This window comes from Flavobacterium magnum (genome assembly GCF_003055625.1).
Lineage (GTDB): Bacteria > Bacteroidota > Bacteroidia > Flavobacteriales > Flavobacteriaceae > Flavobacterium > Flavobacterium magnum.
Genome location: NZ_CP028811.1, coordinates 1,176,691 through 1,196,896 on the forward strand (window position 1 = coordinate 1,176,691; position 20,206 = coordinate 1,196,896).

The window sequence follows — 20,206 nt, forward strand, 5'->3', positions numbered from 1 at the left end:
GGTTATGTCAGCGAATTGTCCTTTTCATTCGGAAAGACAAGCGAAGGCTTGAAGGATTTCGCTTCTTCGAAGTCAAGGATTCCGTATGAGATGATGATGATGATGTCGCCTTTCTGTACCTTGCGCGCTGCCGGGCCGTTTAAGGTGATGTCGCCGCTGTTGCGGTTTCCTTTGATGGCATAGGTTTCAAGTCGCTCCCCGTTGTTGATGTTGACGATGGATACCTTTTCGCCTTCAATAATATTGGCGGCTTCCATTAAAGCCTCATCAATGGTGATGCTGCCGATATAATTCAGGTCGGCGCCGGTAACGCTGACGCGGTGTATTTTTGATTTTACTACTTCAATCTGCATGGCGCAAAAGTAATTAATTAAATGAAATCGTGTCAATTAAACGGATATCCTTAACAAAAACGGCTATAAAACCACGGTATTTTTTGTTTTTGCTTTTGCGGATGACGGGCAACAGCGTGGATTCATCAGCAATTTCGAAATATTCAAGCCTGAAGTCGGCCATGCCGCTGAGCGTTTTTTCCACGAATCGTGTGACTTCCCTGGCGCTTTTGGTGTCAAACATTTTCCGCGCCTGCTGCAATGTCTTGTAGATGACCGAGGCCTGCTGTTTTTGCTGAGGGAGCAATCGCTCGTTGCGCGAACTCATGGCGAGGCCGTTTTCCTCACGGAATATCGGCATGCCTATAATATTTACCGGGATATTGTATTTGGAAACCAATTTGCGGATGACCTGCAGTTGCTGGAAATCCTTTTCGCCAAAGTAGGCGTTCGAGGGTTGCACGATGTCGAACAGCCGCCGGACCACGGTGCCCACCCCATCGAAATGCCCGGGGCGGTGGCGCCCTTCCATTTGTTTGTCGATGCCGTCGAAATCAAAGGTTTCTGAGGTCGTTTTTCCTTCATAGATGTCTTCTACAGCCGGCGCATAGACAATTACCTTGTCGCTTACCGAGCGGATTTTCTCAATATCGGCCTGAAGTGTACGTGGGTATTTCTTCAGGTCGTCCGCGTTATTGAATTGCGTCGGGTTCACGAAAATACTCATCACGGTGAGATCGTTATCCTTCAGGGATTGTGCAATGAGCGAGAGATGCCCTTGGTGCAGTGCGCCCATAGTGGGCACAAAACCTATTGCCGTGGTTTGGTCAGCCACTGATTTGAGGTATGATTTTAAATCAGACTGCCGTTCGAAAATCTGCATGGGCATGGGATTAATAATTTGCAAACTTAAGATATTAGCCCATAAATCCATAAAATTTTGTACTTTTGCCTGTTTTTTATCGGCAATACATAAAGCACAGTATTATATGGAGGATAAGAGGATATTGTTTGTATCATCTGAAGTGGTGCCTTACCTGGCAGAAAATGAAGTTTCTTCAATGTCATATGATGTCCCCAAAATGATTAATGATCAAGGCGGGCAGATTAGGATTTTCATGCCGAGATACGGCAATATCAACGAGCGCAGGCACCAGTTGCACGAAGTGATCAGGCTGTCCGGAATGAATCTTGTCGTCAATGACCTGGACATGCCGCTCATCATTAAAGTGGCCTCGATACCAAAAGAGCGGATTCAGGTTTATTTTATCGATAACGATGAATACTTCAAGCGCAAGGCGACGTTCGCGGACGAAGAGGGCGTGTTGTATCCTGACAATGACGAGCGCGCTATTTTCTTTGCCAAAGGTGTGGTCGAAACGGTAAAAAAGCTCAACTGGGTTCCTGACATCATCCATGTGCACGGCTGGCTCGCAGCCATGCTCCCGATTTACATGAAGCATTATTACAAGGATGAGGCGTTGTTCGCCGACACCAAGATTGTAACCTCAGTGTATTCACAGCCTTTTGATGAGACGCTGAACATCGAAATGATCAACAAAGTCAAGTTTGACGGCATCCCCGGCGACGCCGTTTCCGATCTTGAAACCCCTACTTACGAAAACATCATCAGGGCATCCGTATTGCATTCTGACGCGGTAATCATTGCCTCTGAGACCATTTCCCCAAGTTTAACAAAATTTATAGAATCGTCGGGCAAACCTTTTTTACCTTTCGCCCCGAAAGACAAATTCGCAGCGGCTTACACCGATTTTTACAAAACAAAAGTGCTATAAATTATTCCTGATTACCCATGAATTACAACACATTGAGACCACTCGTCCTGTTGACGATTATGACCGCCTTTTTTGCATCTTGCGATAAGGATTATAACGACATAGGGACTGATGTGATCGGTGAGGACCATTTCCTCGTTGACAAATATACCGGCGCGACGGTGGTTGCAGTTGACAAATCCACCGGCGTGGTACAGTCGAACAACCTTCCGGTGAATCCGCTGGGCATTTATGATAACCCCACGTTTGGCGTAACCAAGGCGGCATTCGTAACGCAGCTTGAAATCGATATCACCAACCTGAATACAAAAATCGGGAACAACGCCGTCGTAGACAGCGTGTACATGTCAATCCCTTATTTCAGCACCCGGACCGGCACTGCCGACGGGGCAAGCACGTACGAGCTGGATTCGATTTACGGCGGAGGGAAAATGAAGCTTAAAATTTTCGAAAATGGTTATTTCCTGAATGATCTGGATCCTTCCACGGGATTTGAGGACACACAGGCGTTTTACAACGATGATCCGAATATCGAAAGCTACAAAAGGGGAGCCGCATCCCATACTGATGGCACATCGATTGCAAACGGGATGCAGTTAAACGATGCGATGGCCAATGCAACAGATTTCACGGATGACCATTTTTCATTCAGCAACAAAGAGGTAATTTCCACTACGACAAACGACGATGGCGAGCAGGTCATCTCAAGATCAGTGCCTGCCATGCGGATGAGGCTAAACAAGGATTTCTTCCAGAAGAAGATACTTAACGCGCCTGCGGCAATGATTGCGACCAATGCGTCGTTCAGGGACTATTTCCGCGGACTTTATTTTAAGATGGAAGATGACGACACAAGCGACGGCACAAGCATGGCAATGATGGATTTCTCGAAAGGAACCGTAAATATTGCCTACACCGAGGACAAGATTATCCGGAACAAGGCCAATACGGCGGACAGCCTCACGCGGGTGCCGAAAAAGTATGTACTGAATCTCAGGGGAAATACCATCAGCCTGCAGCAGCATAGCGGCACGGCCGATTACAACGCAGCGTTGGCATCAACCAATACCACGGTAGGCGATGAAAAACTTTATCTTAAAGGCGGGCAGGGTTCTATCGCAGTGATCGATTTGTTCGGTCCGGGCGAACTTGAAGCGATACGCAGCAAAAAATGGCTGATCAATGAAGCGAACCTGACCTTTTATATTGACCGTGAAAGCATGAAATCAGATGAAGGCAGCGGCGTTGCGAAGCCGGCAGAACCGGAACGGCTGTATCTTTATGACCTCACTAACAAACGTCCATTATATGATTATGCCACTGATGGTACGACAAATTCTACAAAGCCAAAGTTTGCCAAAATCATCCATGACGGGATTATACAGCGTGAAGAAGTCAAAGGCCGTGGCGTGAAATACAGGGTCAGGATTACCAACCACCTCAGGAACCTGATCAGGAATGACTCGACAAACGTGCGCATCGGATTGGCGGTGACCGAATCAATCAACATTATTTCGAACGCTAAGCTTAAAAATCCTGCGACACTTCCTTTGCCATTTACAAATACTTCCACTACATTTGACAGGTTGCCATCGGCCGCCGTGATACACCCTTTAGGTACAGTGCTTTGGGGAAGTGCCCCAACGGTTGCTGAGGATAAACGACTGAAACTCGAAATTTATTACACGGAACAAACTAACACGAATTAAGGATTATGTGCGGAATTGTAGGTTATATCGGACATAGGGAGGCTTATCCCATTATTATAAAAGGCCTTAAAAGGCTTGAGTACAGGGGGTATGACAGTGCCGGCGTGATGCTGTACGATGGCGACAGCCTTAAACTTTCCAAAACAAAGGGAAAAGTGTCTGATCTTGAAGAGCGTGCCAAACAAATGACTACCAATGGTACCATCGGTATCGGCCACACCCGCTGGGCGACCCATGGCGTGCCGAACGATATCAATTCGCACCCACATCTTTCCAATTCCGGAAACCTCGCCATTATCCATAACGGGATCATAGAAAATTATGAGCCGCTCAAGAAGGAGCTTATTAAAAGAGGATACACCTTTCAATCTGATACCGATACTGAAGTACTGGTCAACCTGATTGAGGAAGTCCAGAAAAAAGAAAACCTCAAGCTGGGCAAAGCGGTCCAGGTTGCATTGAACCAAGTTGTAGGTGCGTACGCCATCGCTGTGTTTGATAAACAAAACCCGGATGAAATCGTGGCCGCGCGTCTCGGTAGCCCGCTGGCAATCGGCGTGGGTGAGGATGAGTTTTTCATTGCGTCAGATGCCTCGCCATTCATCGAATATACTTCAAACGCCGTATACCTTGAAGACGAGGAAATGGCCATCGTAAGGTTGCATAAGCCGCTGAAGATCAGGAAAATCAAGGATGATACTTTGGTTGATCCCTACGTGCAGGAACTGCAGCTGAACCTGGAGCAGATTGAGAAAGACGGTTATGACCACTTTATGCTCAAGGAAATCTACGAGCAGCCCAACGTCATCAGGGATACATACCGAGGCAGGCTTTTAGCCAATGAGGGCATCATCAAGATGGCAGGAGTTGAGGACAATCTCGAGAAATTCCTCAACGCCGAACGGATTTTGATTGTAGCCTGCGGTACGTCATGGCATGCGGGTCTGGTAGCCGAATACATTCTTGAAGAATTCACGCGGATTCCTGTTGAAGTAGAGTATGCTTCTGAGTTCAGGTACCGTAACCCAATCATCAATAAGTCAGATGTCGTGATTGCCATTTCGCAATCCGGTGAAACAGCAGATACGCTTGCGGCAATAAAATTGTCAAAAGAAAAAGGAGCGTTTGTTTTCGGTGTCTGTAATGTGGTCGGATCTTCCATTTCGAGAGAGACGCATGCAGGAGCTTATACCCATGCCGGACCTGAAATAGGCGTGGCCTCAACCAAGGCTTTTACAACACAGATTACCATATTGACTTTGATCGCATTGCGCCTGGCGAAGGCCAAAGGGACTTTATCACATACCGATTTCCACCGCTACCTGCAGGAACTTGAAATCATCCCGGAGAAAGTCGCCGAAGCGCTCCTCACCAATGATAAAGCCAAAGAGATCGCGGCAAGATTCAAAGATGCGCCCAATTGCCTTTACCTTGGGCGTGGCTACAACTTTCCGGTAGCGCTGGAAGGAGCATTAAAATTAAAAGAGATTTCTTACATACATGCTGAAGGCTATCCGGCTGCAGAGATGAAGCATGGACCAATCGCGCTGATCGACGAGCTGATGCCGGTAATCGTCATTGCGCCAAAACAGGGACACTACGATAAGGTGGTAAGTAACATCCAGGAAATCAAGTCGCGCAGTGGTAAAATTATTGCGGTAGTGACCAAAGGCGACACGCAGGTGAGGGAACTCGCGGATTATGTTATCGAAATTCCTGACACCTCCGACGCGTTATCGCCGCTGCTCACCACTATTCCGCTGCAATTGCTGTCGTACCATATTGCCGTAATGCGCAATTGCAACGTCGACCAGCCGCGTAATTTGGCGAAATCAGTTACGGTGGAATAAATTTTACTACGTTAACACACACAAAGGCGGGATTTTTTCCTGCCTTTTTTTGTGCCCTCACATTGCGTTTTCTTCATAAATCGGACTGTTTAATATGTATGCATAGTATTTAATGTAAGCGCGTTACCAAATTGTTAAGGAAAATTTAAAAAATCGATATTGTCGTGTTATATTCAGAAAAAAACCAAAAAACTGACGATACTTAAATTTTTATTTGATTTTATTACCGATATTAAAATTCTTTGTACATTGTCGGGGTAAACTAACAAAAACATAACCAATGAAAGTGTATTTATTTATTTTGTCATTGTTCTTTTGCAGCATTTCTTTTGCGCAAAGTTCAATTTCGGGAACCGTAACCGATGGCAACGGACTGCCTGTGCCAGGAGCGAGCGTCGCTGTAATGGGAGACGCTACCGGTACGATTACTGACTCTGACGGAAAATTCTCGCTTCGGACGTCACAGATGCCGCCCTTTTCCGTTCAGGTGAGTAATGTAGGGTTCACGACGCAGACCGTGCAGGTCACTTCAGCCAGTCAAAAGCTCAGCGTCAGCTTGCAGGAAGAGGAGACCAAACTTAATGAAATTGTCATTTCGGCTTCGAGGACGCCTGAAAGGGTGTTGGAGTCGCCGGTTACTATTGAACGGATGAATGCGCAGGACATCAGGAATACCACGTCTGCAACGTTCTACGATGGTTTGGAAAACCTTAAGGAAGTACACTTTAATACCAGCAGTCTCTCCTTTAAATCAATCAACACGCGCGGTTTCGCAACGGTTGCCAACACGCGTTTTATGCAATTGGTTGACGGTATGGACAACTCTTCGCCGGCATTGAATTTCGTTTTAGGGAATTTAATCGGTATCTCCGATCTTGATGCAGCCAACGTCGAGTTGCTTCCCGGCGCGTCTTCGGCGCTTTACGGGGCAAACGCATTCAACGGGATCCTGTTCATGAATAGCAAAAGCCCGTTTACAAATCAGGGCATCAGTTTCTATTATAAACGAGGCGAAACGTCACAGGATGTTGCGGGTACCAATGAATTTCATGATTTCGGCATCAGGGCGGCTCATGCTTTCAGCGATACCTTTGCAGGAAAAGCGAATTTCACCTATATGAAAGGCACCGAATGGATCGCCGCAGATGCTACGGATACCGGCGCCAATCCGGAAGGCCTGTCGCCAAATCCAAATTATGACGGACTCAACCTTTACGGTGATGAGGTGTCAACAAATATTAAGGATGTCGGCAAGACGCTGGCTTCGCTGGGGTTGATCCCTGCCAGTGCCGTCAACATCCTGCCTAATTACAATGTGGCCAGGACCGGTTACAGGGAGCAGGATCTGACTGACAATAAGATCAGGAGCGTAAAAGCGGATTTTTCTTTGCATTTCCGTCCTTGGGCGAATGATGTGGAATTCATTCTTCAGCACAAGCTCGGATTTGGGAATACGATTTATCAGGGAGCCAACCGTTATGCGCTTAAAGATTTCTACATGAACCAGACCCGTTTCGAAGTGAAGGCTAAAAACTTTTTCGTAAGGGCTTACATGACTACTGAGGATGCCGGAAACTCCTACGATATGCGTTTTGCAGCGTGGAATGTCAACCGTGCCTGGAAAGATGACAGCACCTGGTTCGGACAATATGCCGGGGCTTATATTCAGGCCACGCTTGCCGGGCAAGCTCCGGAAACGGCCCATGCAATCGCCAGAGGAGTGGCAGATACCGGACGCTTCCTCCCCGGTTCCACCCAGTTCAACAATGCGCTGGCCGGTGTTATTGACAATCCGGACCTTACAGAAGGCGCTAAATTCATCGACAGGTCTAAATTGTACCATTCTGATGTAAATTATAATTTCAAGGATCTCGTGAAATTTGCCGAAATCCAGCTCGGAGGTTCCTTCAGGCAATACGAAATGAACTCGGCAGGAACAATTTTTACAGATTTTGATGGCCCCATCCGTTACGATGAGTATGGTGCCTATACGCAGGTTACTAAAAAATTCCTAACGGATGAGCGCCTGAAATTCACAGGTTCTGTTCGCTATGACAAAAGCCAGAATTTTGATGGTTTCGTTTCGCCAAGGGTGGCTTTCGTATACTCTGCCGGCGCAGACAAGAAACATAATTTCCGCCTGTCGTACCAGACCGGTTTCCGAAATCCTACGACACAGGACCAATACATCGGACTTGATCTCGGGCCTTTTGCATTGATCGGTTCGGCACCGGACAACCTGACCAGGTACGTGGAAACACGCACAAACAGTGCCGCTGGTGCAGCTATTGCAGGGAACGGTCCTGTCTCCACGCTTTCAGGAGTGCAGGCATATAACAATTCTTATACTATCCCATCAGTACAGGCTTTTGGCGCGGCATTGGCTGCAAATCCCGGTGACCTTGCCGGCGCGGCGGCCTTGCTTGATGTCGCCGAAATCGGATTGGTAAAACCGGAAAGGGTTCAGGCTTTTGAACTTGGCTACCGTGCCGTTGTAAAAAATGACCTTTCGGTCGATGTCAGCACCTACTACAATATTTACAACGACTTCCTGAGCCAGGCAAGGGTGTTTACGCCTTACTATGGTCTGGTGGGCAACGATGTGACAAACCCTGAAAACCTGAAGTCCTATCAGGCGCTGATCAACGGCGACAGAAGGGTATACCAGATTTATACGAACTCTAAAGCCCAGGTAACATCTTTAGGTTTCGGTATCGGCGTTTCGAAAAAAGTATACAGGGATTTCGAAGTAGGGGTGAATTACAATTATGCCGAATTTAGTTTTGACCAGGCTGAAGACCCAAGTTTTATCCCCGGATTTAACACGCCGAAGCACAGGATCAAAGGTTCCTTCGGAAACTCGAAATTGTTTAAGAATTTTGGGTTTAACATGAACGTAAGGTACAATACCGCATACCTTTGGCAGTCTTCATTCGCCGACGGCATGGTGCCTGAAAACACCGTATTTGATGCTCAGGTCAATTACGCGATCCCATACCTCAAATCAGTGCTTAAAGTAGGTGCAACCAACCTTTTCGGAAAAGACTACATCCAGGTAATCGGTGCAGGGGCCATCGGCCAGCAATGGTTTGCCTCATTGACAATCAATCCATAATCCATCAATATAAAAAGTTTCAATCATGATAAAAAATTTCAAATGGCTGCTTTTGCTTTCGCTCAGTATTACGGCGTGCAGCAGCGATGATGACAATGGTGAGGCGCCGGTAGTTGTTACATCGGGCACTGCGGATTTCTCTAAATATGTGGCCCTCGGCGATTCGTTTGCGGCCGGATACAGTGACAATGCGCTGTTCAAGGCCGGGCAGGAGAACTCGTATCCAAATATCCTTTCACAGCAATTTGCACTTGCGGGTGGCGGCATTTTTACGAGCCCACTTATGGCCGATGACCTTGGCGGATTTTCAATGGGTGGCATGCAGATACCGCAATTCCCGACGCGGCTTTATTTCAACGCCGCCACGAGCACACCGATGAACGTAGCCGGGATTTCCGCAACGGCTATCGACGCGCATGTAACGGGACCTATTAATAATCTGGGTGTGCCGGGAGCGAAGAGTTTTCATCTTCTGGCTTCTGGTTACGGTCAGGCCAACCCATATTTTCGAAGGTTTGCCTCGGCTGCCGATGCGTCTGTGCTTGGAGATGCCGTAGCGCAATCCCCAACTTTCTTCTCATTGTGGATCGGCGGGAACGATGTCCTGGCCTATGCCACTTCCGGCGGAAGCGGCATGAATCAGACGGGAAACCCAAATTTCGCCACTTATGGCAATTCGGATATCACTGACCCGGGCGTTTTTGCTTTTGCTTACAATCAGATTCTCAGCGCACTCGCCGTGAACGGTACCAAGGGCGTCGTGGCTAACCTGCCTTACATCAATGCTCTGCCGTTTTTTACCACAGTACCATACAATCCGGTTCCACTGGAAGCGAATACCGCAGCACTGCTCAACGGTGCCAATGGTTACGGGCAGTATAACGCCGGAATCCAGTTTGCAAAATCGCAGGGTCTGATTTCACAGGCTGAAGCTGACAGGAGGACGATTGCATTCCATGCCGGTGCCGGGAACGCGGTCGTAATGAACGACAGTTACCTGACAAATCTTTCTGCATTCGGAATTCCATCATACCGGCAGGCGACTTCCGATGATTTTATTGTGCTTCCAGCCCGTGCGTTCATCGGTACGCAGGTGAATGGAAACCCTTTGCAGGTCAACGGCGTTTCTGTTCCCCTGGCTGACAACTGGGTGCTTTCGAAAGAGGAAGTGGCCGAGGTGAAAACGGCTACCGATGCATACAATGCGATTATCGAAGCCGCTGCCAATGAAAAAGGACTGGCGTTGGTGGACACAAAAACAATCCTCGCACAGCTTGCAAACGGCGGTATCGTAAGCGACAGTTTTACGCTGACCTCGACTTATGTGACCGGTGGTACGTTCTCCCTTGACGGAATCCACCCGAGTCCACGTGGCTACGCGTTCATCGCCAACATGTTCGCTGACGCAATCAATGCCAAGTACGGCTCGAACCTGCCTGGTGTCAACCTGGGCGACTACCGTATTTTGTACCCGCAGGCGTTTCAATAAATCCTCAGGCAACGTATAAAAAAACCATTCCAGCCAGGAATGGTTTTTTTTACCCTGAATGGGCAATTATTGCAGTACAGTCAGAAGCAAGCACAATGATGGCACTCAAGCGGCAGTAGGTCTTAACACTCGCGTACAAATTGACGCAATAAAGCAGTATTCACTCTGCAAAGCAGATAATCCTGCAACAACCGCATATTTTTTTATCAAAAAATTATTGATTTTATATTTTAAAAAATTATCTTTGCACTCGGAAAAAACAGGTGTTTTTTACCTGCTTGCTCCCGAACCTAAATAGCTATTTAATAAATACATAAGCAATGTCAAAAGTAATAGGAAAAGTTGCGCAAATTATCGGTCCGGTAGTGGACGTGGTGTTCAGCGGAGATGTTGAGCTTCCAAAAATCTACGATTCATTGGAAATCACTAAAAAAGACGGTACGCTGTTGGTACTTGAAGTGCAATCACACATCGGTGAAAACGCTGTGCGTACCATTTCGATGGATTCTACGGACGGTTTGGCACGCGGCGCTGAAGTTGTCGGTACCGGTGCACCAATCCAGATGCCGATCGGTCCGGATGTTTACGGACGTTTGTTCAACGTGATCGGAGATGCTATCGACGGTTTGGGCGATTTGCCAAAAGCAGGTGCTAACGGAATGTCTATTCACCGCCAGGCTCCAAGATTCGACGAATTATCAACTTCAACGGAAGTACTTTTTACAGGTATCAAAGTTATCGACCTGATCGAGCCTTATGCAAAAGGTGGTAAGATCGGTCTCTTCGGTGGTGCCGGTGTAGGTAAGACCGTATTGATCCAGGAGTTGATCAACAATATTGCAAAAGGTCACGGTGGTCTTTCCGTATTCGCAGGAGTAGGCGAAAGGACCCGTGAAGGAAATGACCTTCTGCGCGAGATGCTTGAGTCAGGCATTATCAAATACGGAGATGCTTTCATGCACTCTATGGAAGAAGGCGGATGGGATTTGTCTAAAGTAGATAAAGCCGGTATGCGTGATTCTAAAGCGACTTTCGTATTCGGACAGATGAATGAGCCGCCTGGAGCACGTGCTCGTGTTGCCTTGTCTGGTCTTTCTATCGCTGAATATTTCCGTGACGGAGCTGGTTCTGACCAGGGGAAAGACGTACTTTTCTTCGTTGACAACATCTTCCGTTTTACACAGGCAGGTTCTGAGGTGTCCGCACTTCTTGGACGTATGCCATCGGCGGTAGGTTACCAGCCAACATTGGCAACTGAAATGGGAGCGATGCAAGAGCGTATCACCTCTACAAATAAAGGTTCGATCACATCTGTACAGGCGGTTTACGTTCCTGCGGATGACTTGACTGACCCTGCACCGGCAACAACATTTGCCCACCTTGATGCCACCACGGTATTGTCGCGTAAGATTGCTGAGTTGGGTATTTATCCTGCTGTGGATCCATTGGATTCGACTTCGAGGATTCTTACCCCGCACATCCTTGGTGACGAGCACTACAACTGTGCACAACGTGTGAAGGAAATCCTTCAGAAATACAAGCAATTGCAGGATATCATCGCGATTCTTGGTATGGAAGAGCTTTCAGAAGAAGATAAACTGGCTGTATCACGCGCACGTCGTGTACAACGTTTCCTTTCTCAGCCTTTCCACGTAGCCGAGCAATTTACGGGTATCCCTGGGGTTTTGGTTGATATCAAAGACACCATCAAAGGTTTCAACATGATCATCGACGGGGAACTGGATCACCTTCCTGAAGCTGCCTTTAACCTGAAAGGGACTATTGAGGATGCTATCGAGGCAGGACAGAAAATGTTGGCTGAGGCTTAAAATTGTAGTTGGCAGTATTCGGTCGCAGACTGTAAGCTGTAAACAGTAAACTAAAAAAATATGATTTTAGAAATAGTTTCTCCGGAAGCCTCCCTTTTTAAAGGTGAAGTCACTTCAGTGACATTGCCGGGTGTAGACGGTTCTTTTCAGATCCTGAACCACCACGCGCCTATCGTCTCCATCCTGAAGGCCGGTGACGTGAAGATTGTGGCAAATAGCTTCAACATCGGAAAAGAAGTTGCGGATCGTTTCGAGAAAGTAGACAACAACACCTACCGTTTGTCGATCAACTCGGGCACTATCGAAATGAATGACAACAAAGTGATTGTATTGGCCGACTAAGCCGATCCGATATATAATAGAAAAGTCTGACAGATTTGTCAGGCTTTTTTTTATTTTTATCCCATGAAAGAAGATGACGAATTTGAACTGGTCGTTCACCAGGGCAGAATGCCAATCTGGAAAACATTACTGGCCGCCATACTTTTTACAGGTATGCTTTATTTTTTATATGACATGTTTGTTGTTATCTGGGATTACGGCCTCAATGATGCTACGAACAGGCGTTTTGCCGGAGACATAAAACTCGTCGGGATGACTCTTGCAGGCGGAATTTCTTTTTCCTTAAGAAAATCCGTAATGATAGACCTTGACAAAAATAGGTTAGTGTCCAAATTTAATGTAGGGCCATTTTGCAGGAACGTACGCTCTGAAATTCCACAACTTGAATACGTTTCTGTCTTCCTGGATGGCAAAGGGTACCATCAGGTTAATCTTTGGTATAAAGGGAACAAGCACTATAATATGTATGCTTTTGAAGAAAAGAAAAACGCCATGAAATTTGCTGCTAATGTTGCTGTAAAGCTTGATATCGATTTACTTGATGCAACCGAAAAAGGAAATTTCCATCGTGTAGATAAATTCTCTTTTATCAATTAATTTTTCAGGAGCCATTCCCGCTGTCCGCTATATCTTTTTATTTTTTAAGAAAAAATAAAAAGGATGCCGCTTCCATCGGGGCTAGGGCTTTGTCCATGAATTTAAAATTTACTCCAGATAACCCATCAAACCGCCTCCAGCATACTTTGACGGTTATCCGTACCGTCATCTACATATTCCATAATATCGCCGGGCTGACATTCCAAAACCGCACAAATGGCATCCAACGTCGAAAACCGGATGGCTTTCGCTTTTCCGGTCTTTAAAATAGAAAGATTTGCTGTTGTAATGCCAATCCTCTCTGCAAGCTCGTTTGAACGCATCTTGCGTTTGGCCAGCATCACGTCTACATTGATTATTATAGGCATGACTAAACAGTTAATTCATTCTCTTCTTTCAGGTTTTTGGCGATCTTAAAAGCCTCGGCCAACACCATAAAGAACAATCCGAGGCTGATCGAAAGCAAAAGCGAGTCAAATCCGCCGCCATCGATTTGAATTCCCAAATGGTTCCTGTGAAGCATATTGTAAAAAAATAGCGGAATATGTGTCAATAAGGTTGATGTAATAATACATTTTCCGATTGCATTAAAATATCGGATGACATCCTCATGGAAAATTTCCCTTTTTCTGAAATGCGCCACAGTCTTACGCAAAAGATAAATAGCGTAAACAAAGAACAGTCCGCCCGCAGCGCCCAGCATGATTACCAGTTTTCCGCCCCATTCCGCAGCGCTGACTTCCTGTCCGTTAATTTTTAAAGGGCCCTCATCGGCCGATCCGGATAAATAGATCGGGACGAAGATTGTCATGCCCGCAACGGCCAGAAGCGAAAACAGGAAGGACAGATCAATCAGTGTTTTCAGAATATTCAGCTTTCTCATTTTTGATGGTTTTAATCGCATCAAATATATGAAAATTATCGAAAAACAATAATAAAATACTTTATATCAATATATTTTGTAATCTATCGTTTAAGGACGTGTTGTCTGCTTTTAAAAAATCCCCGGTGCGCTAATGATCGGACAGATGCCCATCTTACTACTGCCATCTACCAGAACAGCATATATAACGCCGCCGTTATCGCGCAGACAATAATTGCCCCTACGGTAAAGCTTGCATTGGTTTTGAACATGGAAGAATCCACCTCAAGGCCATTAGGCTGAACACCGTTACGGGTTTCATATCTACTGATTGCATACATCCCCACCACACAGAATCCAAACACAATGGCCATACGGTCAATAAAAGGGATTTCATACACGCCACTGCCGTTGGGTACGGCCCAACCATAATCGTAAAGGAACGACAAGTCCATGAATCCGGGCATGAATTTCAGCGCAATCGACAATACAAACCCGCCAATCATAGCGAACAAAGCCGCGTTTGATGTGGTCTTTTTCCAAAAGAAGCCAAGCAGGAACATCGCAAAAACGCCCGGACTTACAAATCCGGTGTATTCCTGGATGTACTGAAAGCCCTGCTTGCCTTCGCCCATCAGTTTTTCACCGATGACCAGCGCGAGCAATATCGCCATCAGCATCGAGATTACTACCGTGATTTTACCGATGCGTACCACTTTTTTGTCATCCGCCTCTTTGTTGATGGCTTTCTTATAAATATCCAGCGAGAAAATGGTAGCAATACTGTTTGCCTTTCCGGCCAACGAGGCCACGATTGCTGCAGTAAGCGCTGCGAACGCCACGCCTTTTAGTCCGGTGGGCAACAGGTTCAGCAATGTGGGATACGCCTTATTCACATCGACAATACCGTGCGAATCGAGCAACTCCGTCTGGAACATGCCCTGTTGGTATAATACATAGGCAGCGATTCCGGGAATCACTACGATGAGCGGCATGAGTAATTTCAGGAAGGCACTAAACAGGATGCCGGCACGCGCGGTTTTCAAATCGGCGCCCAAGGCCCTCTGTGTGATGTATTGGTTGCAGCCCCAGTAATTCAGGTTGGTGATCAGCATCCCGCCAACCAGAACCGAAATGCCCGGCAAATCCATATAATTTGGGTTGGTTTTGTCAAAGATCATGTGGAAGTGGTCGTTTGCCTTTGTCGTCAACAGCCGGAACCCATTGAGCACCCCGGATTCACCGAATTTATCAGCTACCAGATCCAATGCGATGTAGGTCGCAACCAATCCGCCCAATACCAGGAAAAACACCTGCACCACATCGGTATATCCAATTACTTTCATACCGCCCAACGTGATGAAGATGGCAAACAATGCCAGCAACCCGATGCACAGATGGATATCCAGTCCGGAAATACCATGGATTGCCAAGGCGCCCAAATACAGGATGGACATCAGGTTGACCACCACGTACAGCAGCAGCCAGAACACCGCCATAATCATCGCGACGGTGCCGTTATAGCGCTGGTTCAGGAATTGGGGCATCGTAAATATCTTATTTTTCAGGTACACCGGAATGAAAAATACAGCCACGATGACCAGTGTGATTGCCGCCATCCATTCATAAGTCGCAATGGCAAGTCCGAGTTTAAAGCCACTCCCGCTCATCCCGATGAACTGCTCTGCACTGATGTTGCTCGCAATCAGTGAAGCGCCGATGGCCCACCAGGTCAGCGAACCTTCTGCAAGAAAATAGTCCTTGCTCGACGTTTCGGCTGCCTTCTTTTTGCGGTAAATCCATAGTCCGTAACCGGCAATCAATATGAAATAGCAAAAGAAAACGATATAGTCCTGGGTTGATAAGGTGCTCATAGGTTTTGGTTTAAGAGGAAAAGTTAACGTTGTTTGTAATGGATGTCCGGAAGCTGCCTCAGGATTTCGGCACTCTTTTCCGGGGTGATGTCTCGCTGCGCCTCGCCTAGCATCTCATAGCCGACCATAAACTTACGGACGCTCGCGGACCGCAGCAAAGGCGGATAGAAATGCATGTGGAAATGCCATTCCGGGTGCGCGGCTTTGTCCGTCGGTGCCTGATGTATGCCCGACGAATACGGGAACGAGGTTTCAAAAAGGTTGTCATATTTCACAGTGATGCCCTTCATGATTTCTGCGTAAGCGCGCTTCTCATCGTGGCTCATAGCGATCAGGCTCCCGAAGTGCCGCCTGCTGATGATCATCGTTTCATACGGCCAGGTCGCCCAGAATGGGACCAAAGCGACAAAGTGCGCGTTTGAGAGCACAATTCGTTCTTCACGCTGCATTTCCTGCTCGAGGTAATCCTGCAAAAGGCTCGAATTATTTTTGCGATAGTATTTCTCGAGTTGTCTCTGCGTTTTTTCTACTTCGGTCGGCAATGAGGATTGTGCCCAGATCTGTCCGTGAGGGTGCGGATTGCTGCAGCCCATCACCGCCCCTTTATTCTCGAAAATCTGTACGTGGTTGATGAAATCGTGCTGCCCTAATTCAAGGTATTGCCGGGTCCAGAGCGCAATGATTTTCTCGATGTCAGCTACATACATTTCCGGGATGGTAAGGTTATGGTTTGGCGAGAAGCACACCACGCGGTTGATGCCTCGCTCGGGCTGAAACCGAAAAAGCGCATCGGTATTGACGTCGGAAGCAATGTCATCGCTGAGCAGCGCCGGGAAATCATTATCGAAAACATAGGCATGCTCGTAGTTTGGATTCTGTTCACCATTAGACCTGAAATTGCCGGGACACAAATAGCAGCCGGGATCATATTCCGGCAGCCTGTCCTCGCTCAAAGATTCTTTCTGCCCCTGCCATGGCCTTTTGGCCCGGTGCGGGGAAACGAGTATCCATTCGCCGGTGAGCGGATTGTAACGGCGGTGCGGGTGTTCGTTGCGGTCGAATGTTTTCATGTTATACCTTTTCGGTTCTGTGATTGCTTCCGAAGCATCATGGTTTATATACCGACGTGCCGTCTGAAATCTTAATTTTATATGCTTCAGGCACGATGCCGAATTTTTCTGAATAGGCTCTCGATGTTTTTTCGATGAGGTCATCTTCACTGCCTTTTTCGACCAGGCAAATCGCACAGCCGCCGAAACCGCCACCCATCATGCGCGCACCGAGCACCGTGGGCTCGCCCAATACCATATCGACCAGGAAATCGATTTCAGGACAGCTTACCTCGTATTCCTTAGAAAGGCCGCGGTGCGTTTCGCTTATCAAGCTGCCAAGGTATGCAAAATCTGCTTGTTCCAAAGCAGTGACCGCGTCGCGCACCCGCTGTATTTCCTTGACCACAAAATGGCAACGACGAAAATTGACGTCTCCCAGTACCTCTCGCAGTTGCAGCAACTGTTCTTCTGTGCAATCCCGGAAATGCTTTACATCGGGAAAGTTTGCCTTCACCACGGCCAGGCCTTCGGCCGTCTCACGGCGCCGGTCATTATATCCTGAAGTGAGGTGGGTGTGCTTGACTTTACTGTCGAGCAGCAGCAGCGCGTAATTCCGGAAATCGGCGTTGTGGTATTCGTAGGCAAGGCTGTCGCAATCCAGTTTGATTACCTTGTTTTTCTTGCCAAAGACACTGGCAAACTGGTCCATAATCCCGCAATGGACGCCGGCGAAGGTGTGCTCCGCTTTTTGTCCGATAAGCGCCAGCTGTTCTTTGGAAAGACCCAATGAAAAAATGGTGTTCATTGCAAATCCGAAGCCGCATTCAACTGCCGCAGACGATGACAGCCCCGCACCCATCGGGATGGTACTGCTGAAAGCGAGTTGAAATCCTTTGACGGGCAATCCCATGCTGATAAGCTGCTGCAGCACGCCAAGGATGTAATTCGGCCACATGGCGGCAACCGGCACAATCGGGTCCGGAAGGCTGAAGCTGTATTTTTCATTCAGGTCCAACGCTATTAAAGTGCATTGTTCAGAATCGCTTTCTGACACAGCAAAACAAACGTATTTGTTAATGGCGGCAGGCAACACAAAACCATTGTTGTAGTCCACGTGTTCGCCAATGATATTGATTCGCCCCGGCGACAAGAACAGGTGTTGCGGCCCGGATCCGAATTCCTTTTCGAAGGCTGCTGCGGTGTGGCCGGCAAGTTTCTTCTTGTTCATAAATCAGTACTTATTCGGCGAAAGCAGCCATTACAGGAAGTGCATTGTGGTCGAAATCCCAGAGCGCCTGATTTTCAAAAGTCGAGCCGTTTGTGGCTTCGGCGCCGCGAAAAGACACCCATTCGCCGCCCCAATACGCGAAACCAAAACCTTTTGAAGTGGATTGGACCGTATTTTTCAACGCCGAAAGGAAACCGCTCTGCCCGGTAGGCGTTGCGGGAAAGCCCGGGATGAGCTGCTCTTCGAGTCCGACGATGTTGTTCGTCCAATCGGACCACTGCAGCGTAAACGGGTAGGCAGTTTCGGCAATGATGACTTTCTTGCCATATGTTGCGCCCAATGATTCGATCGTATTCTTGAGAGCAGTCAGATTTTTGCCGTGCCACACAGGGTAATAGGACAAACCGATATAATCATAGTCGATGCCCGACACTTTGCCGAAAAACCAGTCGGCACCCGTAATCCCTGCAAAGTGCAACATGATTTTCGTGTTAGGCGCCTTGGTGCGTATCGTGTTGCTCACCGCGGCAGCGAGTTGCAGGTACTGTGCTTCGTTGGTGGTCAGTTTCCCTTTTGGCCAAAGAAATCCGTCATTGGTCTCATTCCCGATCTGAAATATATCCGGCTGGATTTCATCAATGACAGTCGCCGTGTAAGCCGAAACAGCCGTTTTCAGATCGTCAAATCCAAGATTTTGCCAGGCAGCGGGCGTGGTTTGATTTCCCGGATCGGCCCAGGTATCCGAATAGTGCACGGTCAGCCAGACCTTCATTCCGGCGTTTTTGACACGCGCGGCGAACGCCTTGACTTCGGCCATCCCTGAATGTGAGGTGCCGGGATCCTTCCAGAGCCGTATGCGGATCGTGTTGCATCCCGCATTTTTCAGTGTGGTCAATGGATCTTCGGGCTGGCCGTTGCTTTTGTACACGGCACCGCTATTTTCTGCTTCAGGCAGCGTGGACATGTCGGCCGCACGGATGAATTCTTCAACCGCCGGATTTTCGATGGTTTTTTTGTCGTCGCCGGAGCAGGAAGCGGCAAATGTGGCTGCAAACGCCAGTAAAGCTATAATTTTCATTTTCATGATGAGGGATTTATAAATTTGTAAGTCGTCCGATGGTGGTAGCTGTCGCCTTTCTTCAATATGGCCGTCGGGAAATGCGCGTGATTCGGCGCGTCAGGAAAGTTCTGGGTTTCAAAACAAATGCCGCTGAGGTTATGGTACGCGGCATCTTCCTTGCCTTGAATCCTGCCAAAACAATTGCCGCCGACATAAATGTGAAGCCCGGGCTGGTTGGTACGGACCTCCATTTGCAAGTTGCCGCTGCGGGACGATAATGTCGCCGCAACTTCTTCATTATCCAATACAAAGGTGTGGTCGATACGCTTCGGGCAGGGTTTGGCGGACCGGAAATCGAATTCGGTATTCTGCACGTTGATAAAATTTCCGGTAGGCACGTTATCCGGATCGGTCTCGAGCAGCTGCCCTGAATTGACCGTCAACTGCTGCCAGACGATGGATTGATCGTGACCGTCAAGGTTAAAATAGCTGTGGTGTGTGAGATTGATGATCGTATCCTTATCTGCGGAAGCGACATATTCTAATTTCAATTCATTGTCGTCGGTAAGTGAATAGGTCAGAGAAACATCCAATGTTCCGGGATAACCCCCCTCGCCATCGGGGCTGTTGCGGGTAAATGTGAGTGTGTTTGTGCCGGGGACACATTTCCAGATTTGCTGGCTGAATCCGCGGTGACCGCCATGAAGCGCGTGGTTTCTGTGGTTGCTATCGAGTTGGATTGTCTTGCCGTTTAGCTGGCAGCGAGCATGCGCAATACGCCCTGCATACCGGCCGACCGTCGCGCCGAGATAAGGTGCGCTGGGCAAACCGAACGAATCGATGTAATCCTTCAGGCATTCAAAACCCAGGCCGACATCGGTCAGGGCGCCACTGTTGTCCGGAATTTTGAGCGAGGTAATCGTGGCGCCGAAGTCAGTAGCGCGCAAAATCATCCCGTTACCGTTTGAGATTTCGTAAATGAAGCATTCGTTACCCTGCTCATCAAAACCGAATGAATTCGCAGAAATCTCAGTCTGAAAATGTGGAATGTGTTTTGTTTGCATCACTTTG

General features: G+C 47.7%; 17 protein-coding genes. 8 read left to right on the top strand and 9 right to left on the bottom strand.

Translation table 11 applies throughout. The features are described 5' to 3' along the window. Positions 1 to 2: 2 nt before the first annotated feature. Positions 3 to 353: an aspartate 1-decarboxylase gene (gene panD / locus HYN48_RS04835; protein ID WP_108370050.1), complete on the bottom strand. Its 351-nt coding sequence runs from the start codon at positions 351 to 353 to the stop codon at positions 3 to 5. Positions 354 to 366: 13 nt separating this feature from the next. Further along, the gene (panC, locus tag HYN48_RS04840) at positions 367 to 1,215 is read right to left on the bottom strand and encodes a pantoate--beta-alanine ligase (protein WP_108370051.1); all 849 of its coding nucleotides are present in this window, start codon (positions 1,213 to 1,215) and stop codon (positions 367 to 369) included. Positions 1,216 to 1,321: 106 nt separating this feature from the next. Here panC and HYN48_RS04845 point away from each other — a divergent pair, with 106 nt between their 5' ends. The 8 genes from HYN48_RS04845 to HYN48_RS04885 all read left to right on the top strand — a co-directional run bounded on the left by HYN48_RS04845 (position 1,322) and on the right by HYN48_RS04885 (position 13,059). Further along, a complete protein-coding gene (locus HYN48_RS04845; protein ID WP_108370052.1) occupies positions 1,322 to 2,128 on the top strand; it encodes a glycogen/starch synthase in 807 nt (268 codons plus the stop codon). Positions 2,129 to 2,145: 17 nt separating this feature from the next. Then, positions 2,146 to 3,837 (top strand): BamH family beta-barrel-assembly machinery protein, encoded by a 1,692-nt coding sequence (gene bamH / locus HYN48_RS04850; RefSeq protein WP_108370053.1) that lies wholly within the window; start codon positions 2,146 to 2,148, stop codon positions 3,835 to 3,837. 5 nt (positions 3,838 to 3,842) lie between these two features. Next, positions 3,843 to 5,687 carry a glutamine--fructose-6-phosphate transaminase (isomerizing) gene (gene glmS / locus HYN48_RS04855; protein WP_108370054.1) on the top strand — a complete coding sequence of 615 codons (1,845 nt, stop codon included), beginning with the start codon at positions 3,843 to 3,845 and terminating at the stop codon, positions 5,685 to 5,687. A 280-nt stretch (positions 5,688 to 5,967) separates the two neighbouring features. Beyond that, the gene (locus HYN48_RS04860; RefSeq protein ID WP_108370055.1) at positions 5,968 to 8,802 is read left to right on the top strand and encodes a TonB-dependent receptor; all 2,835 of its coding nucleotides are present in this window, start codon (positions 5,968 to 5,970) and stop codon (positions 8,800 to 8,802) included. Between the two features lie 25 nt (positions 8,803 to 8,827). Beyond that, entirely contained in the window at positions 8,828 to 10,291 is a 1,464-nt protein-coding gene (locus HYN48_RS04865; RefSeq protein WP_108370056.1) for an SGNH/GDSL hydrolase family protein, read from the top strand. A 320-nt stretch (positions 10,292 to 10,611) separates the two neighbouring features. Continuing rightward, positions 10,612 to 12,120 (top strand): F0F1 ATP synthase subunit beta, encoded by a 1,509-nt coding sequence (gene atpD / locus HYN48_RS04875; RefSeq protein WP_108370058.1) that lies wholly within the window; start codon positions 10,612 to 10,614, stop codon positions 12,118 to 12,120. A gap of 60 nt (positions 12,121 to 12,180) precedes the next feature. After that, the gene (locus HYN48_RS04880) at positions 12,181 to 12,462 is read left to right on the top strand and encodes a F0F1 ATP synthase subunit delta/epsilon (protein WP_108370059.1); all 282 of its coding nucleotides are present in this window, start codon (positions 12,181 to 12,183) and stop codon (positions 12,460 to 12,462) included. A 63-nt stretch (positions 12,463 to 12,525) separates the two neighbouring features. Then, positions 12,526 to 13,059 (top strand): hypothetical protein, encoded by a 534-nt coding sequence (locus HYN48_RS04885; RefSeq protein WP_108370060.1) that lies wholly within the window; start codon positions 12,526 to 12,528, stop codon positions 13,057 to 13,059. Positions 13,060 to 13,184: 125 nt separating this feature from the next. On the opposite strand, the gene HYN48_RS04890 is transcribed toward HYN48_RS04885, so the two are convergent. The 7 genes from HYN48_RS04890 to HYN48_RS04920 all read right to left on the bottom strand — a co-directional run bounded on the left by HYN48_RS04890 (position 13,185) and on the right by HYN48_RS04920 (position 20,199). Continuing rightward, complete coding sequence (locus HYN48_RS04890; RefSeq protein ID WP_108370061.1) at positions 13,185 to 13,427, bottom strand: helix-turn-helix domain-containing protein; 243 nt, start codon at positions 13,425 to 13,427, stop codon at positions 13,185 to 13,187. Positions 13,428 to 13,429: 2 nt separating this feature from the next. Continuing rightward, positions 13,430 to 13,942: a DUF2975 domain-containing protein gene (locus tag HYN48_RS04895; protein WP_181248532.1), complete on the bottom strand. Its 513-nt coding sequence runs from the start codon at positions 13,940 to 13,942 to the stop codon at positions 13,430 to 13,432. 167 nt (positions 13,943 to 14,109) lie between these two features. Further along, positions 14,110 to 15,795, bottom strand: coding sequence for a sodium/sugar symporter (locus tag HYN48_RS04900; RefSeq protein WP_108370063.1), 1,686 nt, complete (start codon positions 15,793 to 15,795; stop codon positions 14,110 to 14,112). Positions 15,796 to 15,818: 23 nt separating this feature from the next. Beyond that, positions 15,819 to 16,865 (bottom strand): UDP-glucose--hexose-1-phosphate uridylyltransferase, encoded by a 1,047-nt coding sequence (locus HYN48_RS04905; protein ID WP_108370064.1) that lies wholly within the window; start codon positions 16,863 to 16,865, stop codon positions 15,819 to 15,821. A gap of 37 nt (positions 16,866 to 16,902) precedes the next feature. Next, positions 16,903 to 18,075: a galactokinase gene (gene galK, locus HYN48_RS04910; RefSeq protein WP_108370065.1), complete on the bottom strand. Its 1,173-nt coding sequence runs from the start codon at positions 18,073 to 18,075 to the stop codon at positions 16,903 to 16,905. Positions 18,076 to 18,085: 10 nt separating this feature from the next. Next, on the bottom strand, positions 18,086 to 19,159 hold the full coding sequence (locus HYN48_RS04915) for a glycoside hydrolase family 53 protein (protein ID WP_108370066.1): 1,074 nt from the start codon (positions 19,157 to 19,159) through the stop codon (positions 18,086 to 18,088). After that, a complete protein-coding gene (locus HYN48_RS04920) occupies positions 19,156 to 20,199 on the bottom strand; it encodes an aldose epimerase family protein (RefSeq protein ID WP_108370067.1) in 1,044 nt (347 codons plus the stop codon). The genes HYN48_RS04915 and HYN48_RS04920 overlap by 4 nt, the downstream gene beginning before the upstream one ends. Positions 20,200 to 20,206: the final 7 nt, after the last annotated feature.

Coding starts and splice junctions, on each gene's coding strand:
- HYN48_RS04900 (WP_108370063.1), bottom strand. CDS start 15,795: ATGAGCACCTTATCAACCCAGGACTATATCGTTTTCTTTTGCTATTTC.
- bamH (WP_108370053.1), top strand. CDS start 2,146: ATGAATTACAACACATTGAGACCACTCGTCCTGTTGACGATTATGACC.
- HYN48_RS04920 (WP_108370067.1), bottom strand. CDS start 20,199: ATGCAAACAAAACACATTCCACATTTTCAGACTGAGATTTCTGCGAAT.
- HYN48_RS04885 (WP_108370060.1), top strand. CDS start 12,526: ATGAAAGAAGATGACGAATTTGAACTGGTCGTTCACCAGGGCAGAATG.
- HYN48_RS04880 (WP_108370059.1), top strand. CDS start 12,181: ATGATTTTAGAAATAGTTTCTCCGGAAGCCTCCCTTTTTAAAGGTGAA.
- HYN48_RS04915 (WP_108370066.1), bottom strand. CDS start 19,159: ATGAAAATGAAAATTATAGCTTTACTGGCGTTTGCAGCCACATTTGCC.
- panC (WP_108370051.1), bottom strand. CDS start 1,215: ATGCAGATTTTCGAACGGCAGTCTGATTTAAAATCATACCTCAAATCA.
- HYN48_RS04845 (WP_108370052.1), top strand. CDS start 1,322: ATGGAGGATAAGAGGATATTGTTTGTATCATCTGAAGTGGTGCCTTAC.
- HYN48_RS04890 (WP_108370061.1), bottom strand. CDS start 13,427: ATGCCTATAATAATCAATGTAGACGTGATGCTGGCCAAACGCAAGATG.
- atpD (WP_108370058.1), top strand. CDS start 10,612: ATGTCAAAAGTAATAGGAAAAGTTGCGCAAATTATCGGTCCGGTAGTG.
- galK (WP_108370065.1), bottom strand. CDS start 18,075: ATGAACAAGAAGAAACTTGCCGGCCACACCGCAGCAGCCTTCGAAAAG.
- glmS (WP_108370054.1), top strand. CDS start 3,843: ATGTGCGGAATTGTAGGTTATATCGGACATAGGGAGGCTTATCCCATT.
- HYN48_RS04895 (WP_181248532.1), bottom strand. CDS start 13,942: ATGAGAAAGCTGAATATTCTGAAAACACTGATTGATCTGTCCTTCCTG.
- panD (WP_108370050.1), bottom strand. CDS start 353: ATGCAGATTGAAGTAGTAAAATCAAAAATACACCGCGTCAGCGTTACC.
- HYN48_RS04905 (WP_108370064.1), bottom strand. CDS start 16,865: ATGAAAACATTCGACCGCAACGAACACCCGCACCGCCGTTACAATCCG.
- HYN48_RS04865 (WP_108370056.1), top strand. CDS start 8,828: ATGATAAAAAATTTCAAATGGCTGCTTTTGCTTTCGCTCAGTATTACG.
- HYN48_RS04860 (WP_108370055.1), top strand. CDS start 5,968: ATGAAAGTGTATTTATTTATTTTGTCATTGTTCTTTTGCAGCATTTCT.